Origin of the sequence: Saccharibacillus sacchari, assembly GCF_037722395.1 — a bacterium.
GTDB classification, from domain to species: Bacteria; Bacillota; Bacilli; order Paenibacillales; family Paenibacillaceae; genus Saccharibacillus; species Saccharibacillus sacchari_A.
In genome coordinates, this window is record NZ_JBBKAR010000039.1 from 211,405 (window position 1) to 229,441 (window position 18,037).

At 52.5% G+C, this 18,037-nt stretch carries 12 protein-coding genes; 3 read left to right on the top strand and 9 right to left on the bottom strand.

The features are described 5' to 3' along the window. Positions 1–59 precede the first annotated feature (59 nt). The 6 genes from WKI47_RS15415 to WKI47_RS15440 all read right to left on the bottom strand — a co-directional run bounded on the left by WKI47_RS15415 (position 60) and on the right by WKI47_RS15440 (position 7,837). The gene (locus WKI47_RS15415) at positions 60–1,700 is read right to left on the bottom strand and encodes an AraC family transcriptional regulator (protein WP_340228042.1); all 1,641 of its coding nucleotides are present in this window, start codon (positions 1,698–1,700) and stop codon (positions 60–62) included. 140 nt (positions 1,701–1,840) lie between these two features. After that, a complete protein-coding gene (locus tag WKI47_RS15420; RefSeq protein WP_340228043.1) occupies positions 1,841–4,192 on the bottom strand; it encodes a sensor histidine kinase in 2,352 nt (783 codons plus the stop codon). Next, on the bottom strand, positions 4,179–4,880 hold the full coding sequence (locus tag WKI47_RS15425; protein ID WP_340228044.1) for a response regulator transcription factor: 702 nt from the start codon (positions 4,878–4,880) through the stop codon (positions 4,179–4,181). Before WKI47_RS15425 ends, WKI47_RS15420 begins: the two co-directional genes overlap by 14 nt. A 339-nt stretch (positions 4,881–5,219) precedes the next feature. After that, complete coding sequence (locus WKI47_RS15430) at positions 5,220–6,185, bottom strand: GGDEF domain-containing protein (RefSeq protein WP_340228045.1); 966 nt, start codon at positions 6,183–6,185, stop codon at positions 5,220–5,222. A gap of 52 nt (positions 6,186–6,237) precedes the next feature. Next, the gene (locus WKI47_RS15435) at positions 6,238–7,170 is read right to left on the bottom strand and encodes an EAL domain-containing protein (protein ID WP_340228046.1); all 933 of its coding nucleotides are present in this window, start codon (positions 7,168–7,170) and stop codon (positions 6,238–6,240) included. A gap of 187 nt (positions 7,171–7,357) precedes the next feature. Next, positions 7,358–7,837 (bottom strand): CBS domain-containing protein, encoded by a 480-nt coding sequence (locus WKI47_RS15440; RefSeq protein ID WP_340228047.1) that lies wholly within the window; start codon positions 7,835–7,837, stop codon positions 7,358–7,360. Positions 7,838–8,054: 217 nt separating this feature from the next. Between WKI47_RS15440 and WKI47_RS15445 the strand changes: the two genes are divergently transcribed. Both WKI47_RS15445 and WKI47_RS15450 read left to right on the top strand, forming a co-directional pair. After that, the gene (locus WKI47_RS15445) at positions 8,055–11,279 is read left to right on the top strand and encodes a GNAT family N-acetyltransferase (RefSeq protein ID WP_340228048.1); all 3,225 of its coding nucleotides are present in this window, start codon (positions 8,055–8,057) and stop codon (positions 11,277–11,279) included. Then, complete coding sequence (locus WKI47_RS15450; protein ID WP_340228049.1) at positions 11,276–12,163, top strand: amidohydrolase family protein; 888 nt, start codon at positions 11,276–11,278, stop codon at positions 12,161–12,163. Before WKI47_RS15445 ends, WKI47_RS15450 begins: the two co-directional genes overlap by 4 nt. A 319-nt stretch (positions 12,164–12,482) precedes the next feature. Here WKI47_RS15450 and treR read toward each other — a convergent pair whose 3' ends face one another. From treR to treC, 3 genes are all read right to left on the bottom strand, one after another. Continuing rightward, a complete protein-coding gene (gene treR, locus WKI47_RS15455) occupies positions 12,483–13,208 on the bottom strand; it encodes a trehalose operon repressor (RefSeq protein ID WP_340228050.1) in 726 nt (241 codons plus the stop codon). Positions 13,209–13,357: 149 nt separating this feature from the next. Continuing rightward, positions 13,358–15,421 (bottom strand): PTS system trehalose-specific EIIBC component, encoded by a 2,064-nt coding sequence (gene treP, locus WKI47_RS15460; protein WP_340228051.1) that lies wholly within the window; start codon positions 15,419–15,421, stop codon positions 13,358–13,360. 39 nt (positions 15,422–15,460) lie between these two features. Next, on the bottom strand, positions 15,461–17,170 hold the full coding sequence (treC, locus tag WKI47_RS15465; protein WP_340228052.1) for an alpha,alpha-phosphotrehalase: 1,710 nt from the start codon (positions 17,168–17,170) through the stop codon (positions 15,461–15,463). A gap of 548 nt (positions 17,171–17,718) precedes the next feature. On the opposite strand from treC, the gene WKI47_RS15470 reads away from it, so the two are divergent. Beyond that, positions 17,719–17,937 carry a TetR/AcrR family transcriptional regulator gene (locus tag WKI47_RS15470; RefSeq protein WP_340228053.1) on the top strand — a complete coding sequence of 73 codons (219 nt, stop codon included), beginning with the start codon at positions 17,719–17,721 and terminating at the stop codon, positions 17,935–17,937. The last annotated feature ends 100 nt before the right edge of the window (positions 17,938–18,037 follow it).

Here is an 18,037-nt window from a genome sequence, read left to right on the forward strand (position 1 = left end):
ATTCTCAATTGCGATCGCAGTCTTTATTATAGCGATGGCTCAGGAACCAAGTCGATGTGTTATGGTCGCGTTTGTCCGATGTCTATGGGTTGGATGGTTTCTTTGTTCGTTAACGCCGATAGCAGAATCTGCAATTGTTTTTCCAATAATAATCCGTCGTCCATCCAGAATTCGTTCATGGCAAGCGGATATACGCGGCATCCATGTTTGGATTGGAGTTCGAGCCAGATTGGTCGCAAAAACAGTTGTTCCGACGTCTCGCCTCGCAACGTATCCGGCAAAATAACAAACATATGGTCCGCAGCGTAGCGACTCAAATCCGGTTCGTCGATAAACAACGGTTGATTGCGCTCCAACACGTCCGATCGGATATGCTTCGCCGGACTCAATCCCAATGCTACATACAAATTGTACGCGGAACGGACTTTGTCATGAGGAATCAGCCAGCGCTGGTCGTAATTCCATTCGTATAAGCCGACGGTTTGACCCGTTGACAGATGCGGCTTTAATTTCTCGCGTGCTTGTTCAACCTGAAGAACGTAACGCTCGATCCATTGCTCCACTTCACGTTTGCGGTCGAACCACGCTCCGATCTGCCTGACTTCTTGCAGCTTGTCCGTTTTTCCCCATTCCATAGTGACGGTCGGGGCAATCTGTTCAAGTTCTTTTACCAGTTCGGAAAAATGGTAGTAGTAAGCAGGCATAACGATCATATCAGGTTTGACCTCTTTTGACCGCTCAATCAGCTTCGTATGATCCGCAATAACGGTTTCGTGCAACTCGTCGCGGATAAGCAGCGAAGCATCGGCCGTTTCTTGTGTCGTCAGAACAGGTTCGATACCTGCGGCAAGCAGCGCACCGTTGAATTGAAGCGCAGCGACACGCCTCGCCGATCGTAAAGATCGAAACGCGCCGGTCGTGATGCCCACGTATTTTTTGAACGTTTTGCTCAAATATGACCCGTCCGCGAATCCGGTTCGTGCCGCGATCTCCTGAAGCGAATCGGAGGTAACGAGCAGCTGGCGTTTCGCTTCATCAAGCCGCAACCGATTCACATAGTCACCGAAGTTCCATCCGGTTTCTTTCCGGAACAGCGACGAGAAATAGCTGGCGTTGAACCCGGTCTTTTTCGCCATGTCCGAACGTCTTAACGGGGTATGCAGATGCTGCTGTATATATCCGCACAGCTGCTGAATCGTCATGTCTTGCACGTAACGTCCTTCCGCTTCGCCCATGTTCACGAAGATCCGATTCAGCAGGTCATTGAGCATAAACCCGATTCCGGGATGGCTGGAAGGCGAAGCCGTCTGCGTAATGCGCCGATCCAACTCATCCAATGCCTGATGCAAATACCGTGGAAATTTGAGCACTCCGCTTTGCCGCGGCAATCCTTCATGGTTTTTGCGATAATTGACTTCGTTTGCCGAAGTTTCGTTCAACCGGTATCGTTCAAACTCGATCACATACACGCCTGGGAAGTCTTCGCTATCCGCTTTGTCCAAAAACCTTGTCGTTCCATCAGGCTGCATAAACAAACATTCTCCGTTGCCGATCCGGTATTCCGTATCCGGACAGCCGATCTTGATCGTGCCCAGCGGAACAATCAGTGCGGGAGATTCAAGCTCAAGCGGCGCCGGAACGTTCATACCGGGATCGCTTAACCGGTACATCCCCAGCATTTCGTAAAGGGTCGAAATCATGATTTTCCCTCCGTATTTTTCATTGATTCGAGCTTATCATACCTGTCCTCGGCCTGAAAACCGAAAACTGCCCTGCACGGAAAGACCATCGAACCAGTCTTTCTTGCAGGGCGTTTCCGATACATCATGCTCTTTGCCGATCATTTTTCCGGGAGTTCGGTCGCCAACGGCCAGCGAATAATCGCTTTGAACAAATCGCCGTCCAGTTCGATCGCGAACGCACCGCCTTGAAGCTCGACCAGGCTTTTGACGATGGCAAGCCCGAGACCCGAACCTTCGGTATGGCGGGAACGGTCTCCTCGTACGAAGCGGTCCGTGATTTCTTCCGCTTGGAAATCCAGCTCGGCGGCGGACACGTTTTTGAACGAAAGGATCGCTTCGCGTTCTTTGAGAGTCAGCTCGACATACGCGCGCGAACCCGGTGCCGCGTATTTGGCGATATTCAGATACAGATTTTCGAATACGCGGAACGTTTTTTCGCTATCCAGCGGCGCGATCACTTTATGCTCCGGCAGCCGGAACCGCAGTTGAATGCCGGATTCGGCAAGTTTGTCTTCCAACTCGATATGCGCCTGCTTCAATAACTCGACCAGATCGACGTTGATCGGAGCGATCTCGGTGCTTCCGCTGGAAGCCCGCGTGTATTCGAACAAATCTTCGATCAATCGGCTCAACCGTTGCGATTTTCCGCTTAACACGTCAATATACGCTTTACGGTCTTCTTCCGTCAAATCCGCTTGTTGCAACAGATTCACGTACGTCAGAATCGCCGTGACCGGGGTTTTCAGATCGTGCGAAACGTTGGTCACTAATTCGCTTTTGGTGCGTTGGCTTTTCGTTTCCTCGTCTACGGCATGCTTGAATCCGTCGCGAATGCGCTGCAATTCATGCTTCATTGGCTCGAATACGCCGACATCGCCGTCGATGTTCACGTTCAGGTCGCCTTGCGCCATGCCGCGAACGGAAATAAATAGCCGATCGTAAGACTGGCGTAGCCGATCTTTTTGCTTTTTGAATAGATAAGCCAGAAGCAGCAAATAGATCGCCAGCGGAATCAAAGCGTAAAAACCGATTGTGACAGCCGAATAGCCGATAGCCGCCAGGATCAAAAAATGAGCAAGCGCGATTTTGACCAGCGAGCGGTCGCTTCGATCCGAGAAGTGAAACGTATGCAACCAAGCGAAAAACCGAACAATTAGACTGGCACGCGCAAATGTCGATCCGAGTCCCCGGCGAACAGCCGTCATCAAAAACCAGGCCAATCCGCTCCAGAAAATCAAAGCCCATATCCAGACGCCGGCAGTAAGCGTGATCGGAACCAGACTTTGCCCGGACTGATAAGCTTCGAATGACGTATACGAATATTGCGCAAAATCGATATTAAATATAATGGGAAACGCGGCTCCGATCACCCAAAACTCGAACGGCAAACGAGGCATAGGCAAAACTGCGGATTCCCGACCCGATTTTTCGCGTTGCGTGTCCAACTCTCTGCCATTTTTGCGTTTCATACGAGCGGTTCTTTCAAGCGGCAGCAATCCGATCAAGACCGCGAAGCCCAAAGCCAAAAGTCCGACCTGCCGAAAACCGGCTTCTTTCATCGCGAGACTTTTATATGAATCCAGGCTGGGCAAAGAGGAATGGGAATTTCGCGGCAGCGCATAAACGATCGTGAAATCGGACGGAGCTTCGATACGCTTGATATAAGGCATGATCTCGGAAGTTTCCTGTATAGTTGGTTCGACTGTTCCGAGTTCGGATACGAAATTTTGACGGTTCAATTGATTGACCGTCATGCGGTCTTTCCAACTATGCGGCAATCCGTACCAGACCGGTATGCTCATGGCTCCGCTCGAATCAAAGCGAATCATAGCATAAAACGCATAATTTTCATCAAGCTGTATTTGCGAATCGTAACTGGCTTTTTCGTACAACGTCCAAAAATCATCAGGATCATTGACAAGTTGCTGATTGTTTAGGTCGTACCTAACCATGTACTGCATATCCGATAACGCGGTTCCTCCGCCCATCATTTTGGACTGCCAGCTGATCACCAGCGCGTTGAATCGATTTTTAAAACTTTGAGGAATCGGTTCTCCCGCCGGAATCGAATTATACGAATTCCGCCCGCCTGGAAGCAGAATATCCGACGGCACGACCCCGACGGCTTCCGCTTTGCGCCAATTTTGCTGTGCCAGCGTAAAAGGCAGAATGTAATTTGCTTTTTGCATATATTGAATCCAATCGCTCGGCTGTTCCAGATTCAATGAGATGTCGGAAGTCTTGTTGTGTATCCATTTTACTGACTGGTTATACAAGTAGGAATACTGCACTATAACGAAAGCGACTACAATTAACAGAAGCGTCAATCGGATCAACCACGGACGAATCGAAGGCAATTTCAGTTTGGGTCCAGTCTTTTTGGGCTTGGTTGATACGGTCTCGTTCGATTCCAACTCTGCGGCTACCGACAATACTTTATTGTTTTTCAATTTTATACCCAACCCCCCATACCACTTTCAAATATTTCGGATTTTTGGGATTGATCTCGATTTTTTCGCGGATATTGCGGATATGTACCATGATCGTCTCGGTCGAGACGGCGCGGTCATTCCATACCCGTTCGTAAATCTCTTCCGCCGGGAAAACGCGACCTGGGTGCCGGATAAGCAGATTGAGTATTTTGAACTCCAACGGCGTGAGGCGGATCGGTACATCGTCCACGCAGACCGTAACGGTCTCTTCATCCAGCTCCAATCCGCCAAGCGTATAATGACCGGACTTCGCTTCACGCTTAGATAGCACGGACAGATATCTCGCATACCGCCGCAACTGGGAGTTCACCCGGGCCAACAATTCCATCGGGGCAAAAGGTTTGGCGACGTAATCGTCTCCGCCGATGTTCAATCCCGCGATTTTGTCGATTTCTTCGGACTTTGCGCTGAGGAAAATGACCGGAAAATCATATTTCTCCCGCAAACGCATCGTCATCGTGATTCCGTCCATCCGTGGCATCATGACATCCACGACGGCCAGATGGACTTCTTCCCGTTCAAGCTGCTCCAGACCTTCTACCCCGTCGGCAGCTTGCAGCACCTCATATCCCTGCGTACGCAGGTAAATACATACCCCCTCCAAAATTTCTTTGTCGTCCTCCACTACCAATATCCGATACGTCATGACTTCTCCTTTCTTCCAATGCGGTCCTTTTGCCTAGCCATGCAGATTCTCACGAGCACTCAAAGCTTCCTGTTCGATTATGCCTTTTGCAGGCGGGAAGCGCAATCGGTAGACGCAAGAATCAAACCGCTCCGGCAAGGAGGCGTTCGTTCTTTGCCTGTTTATCTTACGTGCGGCTTCTTAATGAACGCCGGGCGAAAAACGAAAGAAATTCTAAAGAAAACAAAGGGAATGACAAAAAGCCGCTCCATGGTTACAGGCGGCTGAGGCGGATGATAGGGTTGTCTAAGGTGGCATTGCGGCGGAAATTTGTCCAAACGCCTGGACAAGATCAGAGTTCTATCTGCCGATTTGGGCTGCGGTCTGTCCGTCGGCGAAGACGATGCTGCCTTGGACGGATTTGCAGCGTTTTTTGATACGGGCGGATTCTTCGACGACTTCGTCGATGGTGTCGTAGCGGCGGCTCCGGTTGGTGACGACTGCGATGGAGAGAGAGACGAGAGGGATAAGGCCGCGGCTTCCGAAGCGGTTTTCGCCGGTGATGGAACCGCGTATCAGGTCTTCGCTGCGGTAGAAGTCACGTTTCAACTTTTCGAATTCGTCGACGGCGCGGCTGCACGCTTCTTCGTAGTCGTGGTTGTGTAGGATTGCTACGTAGTCGTCTCCGCCGATATGGCCGAAAAAGCCGTCTTGTTGACCGAAGATATCGCTCAGTATGTTCGCTGTGGCTTGAAGAAGCAAATCGCCTTGCTTGAAGCCGTAACCGTCGTTATAGGATTTGAATTGGTCGAGATCGATATAGAGCACGCTGAACTTTTCCAAGCCGAGTGTCTGGTTCAGGCGATCTTCGATGATGCGGTTGCCGGGCAATCCGGTCAACGGGTTCATAAAGGTCGCGATTTGAGTGCGGACATCGGCGACGGAGAGCAGCAAGTGCCGTACGCTCACCGCGCCGCGCAAGCGGCCTCCGCCGCTGACGAGCACGAGATCGTAGAGTTCTTGCTCCGGCCGGTTCATCGCTTGGATACTGACGTCGGTAATCGATTCGGCTTCGTCTACCAGTAGCGGACGAGAGTTCGACATGACGCCGACCGGGCGATTCATAAATAGGGTGAATCCGTACCTTGTACCGATTTGCTGATAGAACTGGACCCGCATCATCAACGCCGTCGTCCCGTCCTCGCAAGCGATCGCCAAGCCTTCGAGCTTTGGGTTTTGTTTGAATAAGTCATCTACCGCTTCGCACTTGGTGCGTGCGTCGACGACCGGAATCGCCTCCGCAATCTCTCCGATTTTTGTAAGCAACCGCTGCGCCTCCTCTCTTTTCTTTATTCAGCAAAACGACCCAAAAGCAGCTTCAGGCGAAGCGGCTTCTGGGTTTGATATCCGCTTTAGCAACTTGCTTTTTACCTGGTTCGGTCCAAATGGCGGCTTGTTCTTCTTCCGGAAAAAGGGCTGGCTTCAGCTCGGGATCAGGGCGGCCGAGTGCATAGCCTTGTCCGTACTCAATGCCTTCCGCTCGCAAAAATTCGGCCTCCGCCCGGCTTTCGATCCCTTCGGCAATAATCGACGTTCCCGAGCCTTGAGCGAATTCCTGGAGCAGCTTCACCATGCGCCTTCGGTCTTCATGTTCATGCAGATCCCGAATCAAAGACTTGTCGAGCTTGATGAATTCCGGCTTCAAATTAATGATGGCTTTCAGACTGCTATAGCCTGATCCGGCATCGTCTACAGCGATTCGGAAGCCCTGGGCACGGTAGTGCGACAGCACGCGTTCAAATTCTGCATAATCCGTCACGGCTTGCTTTTCCGTCAGTTCGAAGACTACGCGTTCCGGCGGTAGACCGTATCTTTTCAACAATCGGACAGTCTCTCCGCTGCGGTAAGCCGAATCGGTCAGCACGAGCGGATGCACATTGATAAAAACGACATCCTTCGGAATATCCCCTGGCAGCCCGCCCCGTCTTCTCGCGGCTTCAAAACGTTCAAACGACGTCTCGCGACAGTAGCGTTCAAATGCAAATACCCGGTTCGTTTGCCCGATGTAATCGTAGAACTTCTCCGTATTCGGAAAGTGATCGGAGACGGGCGGACGATTCAACACTTCGTAACCGAGGCATTCTCCGGTCTGCAAGTTCAGAATAGGCTGGAAAAACGTAGACAGCTTCCGGCCCTGAACAATCCGGTGCAGCTCTCTGGATCTTCCATATGCCCGAGCCGAGGAATGAATGCTGTCCAAAAGATCTCCCCAGGCCGCGGCCATCCCAGGCATGAATAGCGGAAGTTTCATGTTCGTTCACCTTATATCTTAGGAATCGAGGCTGAAGTTGGAATTCGAGCATCTCTATGCGCCTATCGTACCACTTGGATACCAAGCAAGCGTCAACCCTGTGTAAAATCCACGTAAACACTAAAACCCGTTTCGGCCTTGCGCCCTGATTGGGCAGACCAAAACGGGTATAAGGAACGGATTGAGTTTAACGGCTAACCGTATTCGTATTGAGTTCATTCAGCCGTCCGGCAATCTGCTTGAGCAAGTCGCCGCGGCTGATCACGCCGACCACTTCTTTTTTCTCATTGACGACAGGGAGCTTTTTGAAGTGATGCTTCGCCAGAATGCCTAACGCCTCCTCCAGATCCTGCTCGGGGGACACGGACTGCACATTCTTCTTCATGATCTTTTTCGCCGCCGTCTCGACCTTGTACGACAACGCTTCGGCCAACTCTTCCGGCGGGCTCACGAACACATAGCTGAACATATCATAGACCGTCTGCCTGCTCGGATTGATATAACGCAAAATATCCCCGTCGCTGACCATCCCCGTAAGTTTCCCGTCTGCATCCACTACAGGTGCGCCGTTGATCCGTTTGGCTACAAAAAGTTGCAGCACTTCGGACAGCAGAGCGTTCTGATTCACCGTAAGAACATCCTTGATCATAAAGTCGCGTACCTTCATCTTGTCTCCCTCTTTCTGTCGTTAAGATGAATGCTATATACCTTTATTTTACTCCTCGGCTTTCGACCTGTAAACGCTTTCTATTAGAAGTCACACAAATCGCATATTTATGGCAAAAATATCTCCTTCATTTTGTTTTCCGCAAAACAAAACGGGCTTTTCTGGAATCCGATCCATTTTCCGCTTATAATTAAGTTGTTTAATCAATTTATGCCCGATGTCAGTCAGGCAAGGGAGGCAAGACATGAATACCCTCAATACGCCACGTATCCATATCGCCGAATACAAGCCCGAACACGCGGCTTCGCTCGCCGAGATGTGGAACCTCAGCAGCGAGAGCTGGGGTGGAGACGCTTACGTACATACCGAAGAAGAGATGCTCGAAAAACGGGCCCGCAGTACCGATCTCCAGACGTTCCTGGCGCTCGACGGCGACACGGTCGTCGGCTTTTGCAGCTTCTCGTATTACCAGGAAGACGAAGGCGCCATGTATATTCCGCTGCTCAACGTAAGACCGGATTATCATGGGCACAAGGTTGGCAAAATGCTGATTCTCAACGCCGTACGCCGCACGATCGAGATGGGATGGCCGCGCCTGGACCTGTACACTTGGGCGGGCAACATCAAGGCGGTTCCGGCTTATAAAAAGTGCGGATTTTTCTGGGAAAAACGCGAAGATACGACGCATCTGATAAACTTTATTCCCAGCGTATTGGCTACGGAAGCAGTCGCAGACTTTTTCGCATCGGCTGACTGGTACGCGGACGGCAAGCGTGATCTGTCCCTGCGTCCTGACGGCGACAAAGAGAACGGCTTCGATTTTCTTACCTATCACTGGGAAAAAGACGGCCGCTCGCTGACGATGCAATTCGAACGGACCGGACGCGGGCTGCGCAAGATTGAAAACGACGACTATGCGATCGAAGCCGTGATCGAGCGTCATCGGCTCCCGTTCGGACGCAGCTACCCGGTGTCGTATGTAATCACGAACAAAAGCGGTGCTCCGCTGGATATAAGCATCACAGGAAAAAACGGAAAAGACGTCCTTTTCGCTCTGGATGAGCACGTTAGTTTGAATGAAGCAGGAAGTGTTCGAAAAATTACAGGAACATTCGAACTGGTCGAAACATCGGACGAACCCAGCGCCTGGCGCACGCATCCCGGCGTCGAAGCCGAACTTTCCATCAATGGGAAAAAGGCTTCTTTCAAGACCGGCGTAGCTCCCGTTTTCCCGATCAAGCTCACGACGGTCCAGACGGACACCCTGTTCCATCCGGGCAGCGAAAGCGAAGTGCAAATCGGCTTCGAAAGTCGGTTCGCCGAAGATGTCGAAATCGAAGTCATACTGCCGGAATCCGAGACTGTAGCTTTCCTGCCTTCGACGCTCACGCTTAGCCTGCCTGCTGAAGGTCGGACTTCGGCCAGCGTGCAAGCCCATGTGCAGCAGGCGGGGGTTGCAGCGCCGAATGTAGAGATCGCGGTTACTTCCAAAAACGAGACGTTTACGGTGCACGGAGAACTTCAAGCCCACTTCGTTACGCCTTCCGGTACGTTCCGGGGCGAAACTTCTCAAGAGTGGATCGCGGGCAACGGTTCGGCAACCTTGCATTTGGACAAATCGGATAACGAATTGGACCTTCGGATCGCCGGCCAAAAACATGCCCCGTTCTCGTTCGGTCTTCCGAAGCTGGGTCCCCCGTTTAGCGATCGCTTTATCGAACGCAAACCGGCAGAAGTCCGATTTGAGCAGCGCGGACTCGATGTTATATTGGAAGCAGACTATGATTGGCAGGAACCCGACGGCATTCGCCTGACCGTCGTTGCCGAACTTTCGCCGAACGGATCGTTGAAGCTTTTCCATCGCGTGCTTCGAGTTGAAGGAGACGTTCTGGAGAATGATACAAAACTCAAGCTGGCACTTCCACTCTCGTTCCTGCAAGCCGTATTGCCTTACGACGGAACCTTCGTGGATTTGGGCACCGGCGCGGACGCGATTCATCGGGACTATTGGAAACCGGAAAAGCTGACGGAAAACTGGATGTTCTTCCGCTGGCCGAGCGCGGCCTGTGGCGTCGTATGGCCGAAGGAACTCCAGCCCGTACGAAACGGTTGGCGTTACGCGTTCGAGCATTCGATCGGCCCGCTTGCGGCTGGCGAATCCATATCTACCGCTCCTCTTCAGCTCTTCGTCGGAACCTTCGATGACTGGAAAGAACTGCGTGCCTACGCTTTAGGTCAAAGCACGCTGTCGCCGCATCATCCGTGGCCGTTATCCGCTGAACATCGCAGGGAACATGGACCTTCGCAAACGACGGATCATCTTACCGCTTCATTGAACGGCCAGAATCCATTCTTGCCGGAACGATTCGAAGCCAAGCTGATCGAGCGCAAAGATGTCAGCTTGAACGGTACGCTTGCGCTTTCCTCCGATCTGGGCTCGATTGCGCCGTCCCGTTTGACCGCTGATCCAGCGCTTGAATTGCGTGAAGTCACGGAGCCGCTCCGATTGGATAAACGGGTCGAAAGCGACATCGTTACGTTGCATTTCGATATGGACGCCTTCTCGTTCCGTCGCAAACAGCTTGTATTCCCTGCTCCGACAGCGGACAGCGAAGCCATTCGCAGCCAGCGACTGACCGTAGAAGGTCTTGATACTTATGAAATGACCAACGGTGTTCTGACGCTTCGCGTTTCTCCAGCATTCGGTCCCGCCCTGCACTCGCTGAATTATCACGGCCGGGAATGGCTGCATTCTTCCTTCCCTCAGGCGGGTCCAAAATCGTTCTGGAATCCGTGGTTCGGCGGGGTCGCGAGTTCTCCGTCCGGCATCACGCTTCGTTCGCTGCTGGAAGAAGAGATCACGGCCGAATTTGACGAGGTAAAAGACAGCCTGGGCAATACATGGTCGGGCATTCGCGTGTCCGTCAATATCAAGCAGAACGAAGCCCTTAAAGGCATGCGTTACCATCAATACTTCCTGCTCCGCCCAGGGTCGCCGGTCATGGCCTACGTCACGAAGATCGAGCAATTTTCCGGCAAACCGATCGAGCATGCCGCGATGCAAAAAGGCGCTTACTATTCCAGCTCGGCCGATCTGCGCGACGGAAGATTCGAGGTATCGGACACCCGCGGAGACCGGATCGTGTATAAAACAGGACGTTACGATACCGATCTGGAGTTCGACGGCGTATTGCGTCTTTCTTCCGATGAACGCAAAGAAAAGCTGCTCGTCATTCCGGGCGAAGAAGAACCGTTGCAGCAGTATGCCATTCTGGTTAACGAGCTGTCCGGCATTATGTACAACGACAAGTTCGACGGGCGCGACGGAAGCGTCAGCTTTACCCGTCCTTATTTCTACGTCTTGACCGATCTTGATCCGCAGGATAACGAATTAGCGAACCTGCGCCGCATTCGCTTTGAAAAGGGGGACCCACAAGCATGAAAATCATCGATGCCCATATTCACTACTCCGAGATCGAAAGCTTTCATCAAACGGCTAACGAAGTCTCGTTGCTCAGCTATACACCGGAAGGATTGGCGGAAGAATTCCGTCGGGCCGGCGTGATCGCTGCGGTCGGCATGGGCGTAACCGAGACAGCGCCCGGCGGATTCCCCGACAACGCCGCAGCGAATCCGATGGGACTCGATCTGGGCGGCGGCACGCTCGACACGCTGCCCAAGACCGTATTCGAATGCGCAGGCATCAATCCGCACACGCTGCATGAACCGGGTCAATTGGAGGCGTTGGAAAAAGCTCTTCAACATCCCAAAACGGTCGGCATCAAGCTGTACGCGGGATATTACCATTTTGCCGTGAACGACCCGATTTATGATCCGGTCTATGCCCTGGCTTCCAAGTATAAGCTGCCGATTGTCATTCATGGCGGTCTGACCTACTCCGACCGCGGACTGCTGAAATACTCGCATCCCCTGTCGATGGAAGAAGCTTTGCTCGCGCACCGCGATATCACTTTCATGATCTGCCACCTCGGCGATCCCTGGGTAATGGATACGGCGGCAATGTTGGAAAAGAATCCGAACCTATACGCGGATCTGTCCGGTTGGATCGTGGGCGACGACAACAAAATCACCCGCCTGCTGACCGAACAGACTTACGTCGATCATTTCAAACGCGCGATCGTGTTCGCCGAACGATATGACCGTCTCGTGTTCGGAACCGATTGGCCGCTGATCCCGATCGATTCGTATATTCGCTTCATAAAGCATCTGATTCCGGAAAAATACTGGCATCATGTGTTTTATCAAAACGCGCTGGACGTGTTTCCGAAGTTGAAAGACGCGATCGAGGAACTTGAAGCTGAATAAAGCAACGCTCCAAAGAAGCCCTGATCTTCGCGTCATGCGAAAGATCGGGGCTTCTTTCTTCTTTCTTTTTTCATATCTGCTACTCAACTTCGATCCACAAGCCCGTAAAATTATCCGCGCTCCGGATGTAAAGTCGAACAGCGTTCCTGTTAACGGGTTCATCTCCCGCTCCACATCCGAAAAGTTCGGAATTTGCTAGAAACCGTATCTGATACTGCGTGAATTCTGAAAAGATGCGGACGGAGATTTGCTAATGAAGACTGTACCATAGTTCTCATCCGTTTCCGGACGAAAAGGCTTTTTTCCATACCTTCATCCATTAATCCTCTGCTACCGCGCGACGGGCAAAATCCACAAACTGAAACTTGTCCAGACGATGCCGGGACTCCGTGTACTGGAACAGCGTGGTGTCTTCCAGATGCACATAGTTGCGCACCACGACGATATGCGTATCGCGCCCCAGATGTAGCAACCGCTTGTCTTCCGCAGACACCTTTTCCACCGAAATTTCTTTTTTCGCATACGCGATCTTGAGCGACAATTCGCCTTCCAGATACGCATAGATCGAATCGGCGGCAATCTGCTCCGTTAACGAAGGAATCACCGAAGCAAGAAAATAATCTTTGTCCAGAATGACTTTTTCCCCTTCGATCTCCCGCGCCCGAACGACTTTCCACACCGGTTCGCCTTCGGCGACCTGGAGTTGGCGCGCCACGTTCTGCGGACAAGGAATGCGTACCGTCTCGCTCACCAACGTACGCGCGGAGCGGCCGAGACGTTCGGACAATTCTTTGAAACTGACCAACCCGGAGATCGGAAACTCCATCCGGTTGATATCGAGCACGTAGGAGCCTTTGCCGCGAATCTTGTGGATATAGCCGTTTTGCGACAGCAAATGAAGCGCTTTGCGCACCGTTTCTCTCGATGTTCCGTACTCTTCGGCAATCTCGTTTTCCGAAGGCAGCTTGATGCCCGTTTTGAGCAGGCCGCTCTCGATCCGCTGCGTATAATCACTATAAATTTGCGAGAAAATGTTTTTGTTCATCGTTAATCACCGTGACCCATTTTACGGGGGATTTTGTGAAAAAGCAAAGAAGTTTGTCATGTTTTCCCGTTATGCCGATACGGCGCGCGTGCCGCGAACTTCGCATGGCCCGCACGCCGTATCCGATGATTCCATAAAGGTTAACGAAGTCAGACGCCCGCGCTGCTCAGATGGACGCGAATGACCGGCGTTTGTCCTTCGGTCGCGTCGCCGGTAAGTTCTTCGACGCTTTCGACGATATCCTGTCCTGCCGGAATGATGATCGGCGAGATCGTGGCATAACCGCCGGCTTTGATGATTTCCTGATCGAATTCCAGCAGCAGTTGACCTTCTTTGACCACATCGCCTGTCGCGACATGAGCCGTGAAGCCGTTGCCTTTCAGACCCACCGTGTCGATGCCGACATGGATCAACACTTGTACGCCGGTGGCATGTTCCAAAATCACCGCGTGTTTGCTTTTGTCGATCACATGGGCTACGGTGCCGTCGAACGGCGCAACCACGCGTCCTTCGGCCGGTTCGATCGCGATGCCTTCGCCCATTTGTTTTTCGGCAAAAGCAGGGTCAGGCACGTTTTCCAGCGGCACGGCTTTGCCTTGAATCGGAGACGCCAGATCGAGCACGTTGACCGCGTCCGCGCTTGCCGGAGCCGCCGCTGCAAGAGGAGCGTCGGTTTTCGCGGAAGCGGTATGCGAGACCACTTGGTTTCCGGTATTCGGAATCGGGCTTTGCGCGTTTTCGACCTTTTTCACGTCGCGTTCCGCCAAATCTTCTTCGTCGATAGGCTCACCGGCAGCGGCTTGTTTGCGGGTCACGATCTTGCCGTATACGAACGTGCCTACGAACGGAAGGACCAGCGCGATCGCCATGCCGGTAAAGAAGACGCCCCAGTCGCCTACATTGATTGCCAGGAAGCCAGGAAGACCGCCGACGCCGACTGCGAATGCACGAACATCGTTCATCGTCAGCAGCACGCCGCCAATCGCGGAACCGATCATACCCATGAATAACGGGTACTTGAAGCGCACGTTAACCCCGAATACGGCAGGTTCCGTAACACCCAGGAATGCGGTCACCGAAGTCGTAGCCGACAAACTTTTCATTTTTTGCGAGCGGATAACGAACATCATAGCCAATGCGGCTGCGCCTTGCGCGATATTGGACAAAGCCAGCATCGGCCAGAGGAATGTGCCGCCGGTCGAGTTAATCAGTTGCAAGTCGACCGCGAGGAACGTATGGTGCATCCCCGTAATAACAAGAGGCGCATACAGACCGCCATAGAGCAGACCGCCGAGCCAAGGTACTGTATCGAACAGCCATACTACGCCTTCTGTCAGCCAGTTGCCGAGCGTAAATGTAACCGGACCAATGACGACGAAGGCCAGGAAGCCCGTTACGAGCAACGCTACCGGAGCGACAACGAGAAGCTTGAGCGAATCCGGTACTTTGCGGTTCAGCCACTTTTCGATAACAACCAGTACGTAGGCTGCAACGAGCATCGGCAGCACCTGTCCTTGATAGCCGACCGCATTGATATGCAGACCGAACAGGTTCCAGGTAGGTACCGTTCCTTCATTCAGAGCCGCCGCATAATCGTAAGCGCTCATCAGACCCGGATTGACCAGGATCAAACCGAGCACGACGCCGAGCAGCGGACTGCCGCCGAACCTCGTGGCTGCCGACCAACCGACAAGCGCCGGCAGGAAAGTGAACGCCGTGCTTGCAATCGTATTCACGATCGCGGCGAAGTCGGCCCATTGGGGATATACTTCAACCAGCGATTTTGCCTCGAAGAAAATGTCTTTGCCTGTAAGCAGGTTATTGATGCCGAGCAGCAAGCCTGCCGTAACGAGCGCGGGCAGCAGCGGGATAAAGATATCGGACAGCGTTTTGATAAACTGCTGCACCGGACTCTTATGCTTGATCGCCGCCGATTTCACGTCGTCTTTGGTGGCGCGTTGGCCTCCGGTAATCGCTATCAATTCGTCATACGCTTTGTCGACGATGCCCGGGCCGATAATGACCTGGAACTGGCCTTGCGTGGAAAAGTAGCCTTTTGCCAGCTCATTATCGTCCAGCGCCTGCTTGTCGACCTTGCTTTCATCTACGAGCGAGAAGCGCAGCCGGGTGACGCAGTGCGTCGCGACTTCGATATTGTCTTTGCCGCCTATGGCTTGGACGATCTTCTCGACATCTTCTCTTTTTACCGACATTCCTTCAACCCCATTCTTTGTTATGAAATGCCGGGGGATTTACCCCCGGATGATCCACATAAACGATGCGTACGGTTCCAGCTCCAGCCGTTCGCTCCAGGTCGGCGCTTCCGGTCTATTGCCGGACAACAGTTCAAGCTGCGAATGGCCGAGCGCGGCATAATCTTTCGGCAGCGTGAAGGTCGCTTCTTCGGACGAAAAGTTCGAGACAACGATCAACGTATCCGCATCGTTCGTGCGCGCATAAGCAAACACCTGCGGATGCTCTTCGTCCAACCGAACATAACGTCCGTCGGTCAGCACGTTTTCCTTTTTACGCAGCGCAATCAGGTTCTTGTAATGGCTGAACACCGATTCAGGATCGTCCCGCTGCATTTTGACGTTGATCTCGGGATAACGCTCGTCCACCTTGATCCACGGCGTGCCGTCGGTGAATCCGGCCTGGGGACCGTAGTTCCACTGCATCGGCGTACGGGCATTGTCGCGCGAACGCTTGGCAATGATCTCGAACGCTTCTTCCGGCGTCTTGCCCATCTCGACCATGATCCGGTACATATTGGTCGACTCGATATCGCGGAATTCCGAGATATCGTTCCAGTTCGGATTCGGCATCCCGATCTCTTCGCCCTGGAACACGTACGGCGTGCCTTGCAGTCCGTGCAGCGTCGTTGCCAGCATCTTGGCGCTCGCGACGCGGCAGCGTCCGTCGTCGGCAAAACGGGACAACGCGCGCGGCTGATCGTGATTGTTCCAGAACAACGCGTTCCAACCGCCGCCTTCTTGCATCCCGATCTGCCACGAAGACAGCAGTCCTTTCAACGCTTCGAAATCGTAAGGCATCAGCTCCCACTTTTTCCCCTGCGGATAATCGACCTTCAGATGATGGAAATTGAACGTCATCGAAAACTCGCGTTCCTCCGGGTTGGAATACCGAATGCAGTGTTGAAGCGTCGTGGACGACATCTCGCCGACGGTAACCAGATCGTACGGACCGTATACTTGCTCATATAACTCTTTGATGTATTCGTGCACCCTCGGTCCGTCCGTGTAATACCGCCGTCCGTCTCCCGTCATGATGGAGCCGTCGTCGTCCGGGAAATCCTGGTCTTTGGAAATGAGGTTGATCACGTCCATACGGAACCCGTCAACGCCTTTATCCGCCCAAAAACGCATCAGATCCGCCGCTTCCCGCCGTACCGTCTCGTTTTCCCAATTCAGATCGGCCTGCGTTTTGTCGAACAGTGCCAGGAAATATTGCCCCGTCACTTCATCGTACACCCAAGCCGAGCCGCCGAACTTGGACTGCCAGTTGTTCGGTACGCCGCCGTCCGGAGCCGGGTCGCGCCAGATGTAATAGTCCCGGTACGGATTATCCTTCGATTTGCGCGATTCCTGGAACCAGACATGCTCCGTCGATGAATGGTTGACCACGATATCCAGCATCAGGTGCATATCCCGCGCTTTCAATCCGGCCATCAATTCGTCGAAGTCCTCCATCGTTCCGTACATCGGATCTATCGAACGATAATCCGCCACGTCGTACCCGTTGTCGTTCTGCGGCGAGTTGTAGACCGGCTGCAACCAGACAATGTCCGTGCCGAGATCCTTGAGATAGTCGAGCTTCTTCGTCAACCCGCGAATATCGCCGACCCCACTGCCTGTCGTATCGTTGAAACTGCGCGGGTAGACCTGATACACCACCGATCTGCGCCACCATTCCGCCCGGTCGTTCGACTTGTTCGTTGTCATCTGCGTACCTCCTTCGGGTATAACCGGAGGCCGCAGACTTTTCGAAAGTCCGCTCACGGAAAAATATGCCCGCAGCCTCGTTGCGTCAAGCCCATTCAGGTTTCAATCCAAACGTGCTCAACGCTCTATACCCTTCATGTATATACAAGTTAGTGTCGAAACCGATTGTACGCCTGTATATACAAGAAGTCAACCTGTGTACTATATAACCCAACGAAAAAGCAAGCAAACACTTTTCGGGGATTTTCTTTTGACCTACGTATTCAGGCTTGGATAAACTTCGAAGCAAGCGGAAGAGGTGTGCATGCAGGAGCGATAGCGTTCGCCTTTGAAATGAGGAAGCTTCTTTTTAACATTGAATCCGGCTTCCTCATTTCAACACGCGACCGTAATGAACACCTCTGGAGCGCGTCAGCGAGTTAAAAAGCCCCTTTATTTTTCCATTACCCCAAATTTAAAGCATGACACCGGCTAAAAGAATGTTCGGATCAAAAGCTTTTTCGATCGCTTGTTTTCCGAAGACAGCTAATGTTCAAAGGAGCCTGATCATGCCTTCTATCCATCAAAAAATGAATGAACGGACTCGGTCTCTTATTCGGGAAACGTTTATCGAACTGGTCGCGGAGTGCGGCTTCGACAAAGTAACCATTCGTCAAATCGTGGAAAAAGTCGGGATCAACCGCGGAAGGTTTTATTTGCATTACTCGGACAAATACGATCCGGTTGTTCCTGTTCCATATGGACGACCTCTTTCCGTTATCGAATAAGCGCGGTTCCGATCAAAGATCGGACACCGACTGCTTTTTCAGATTACGGCGGAAGCGGAAAACATACAATCGACAAACGCAAGCGATATGTTGAGCGTTC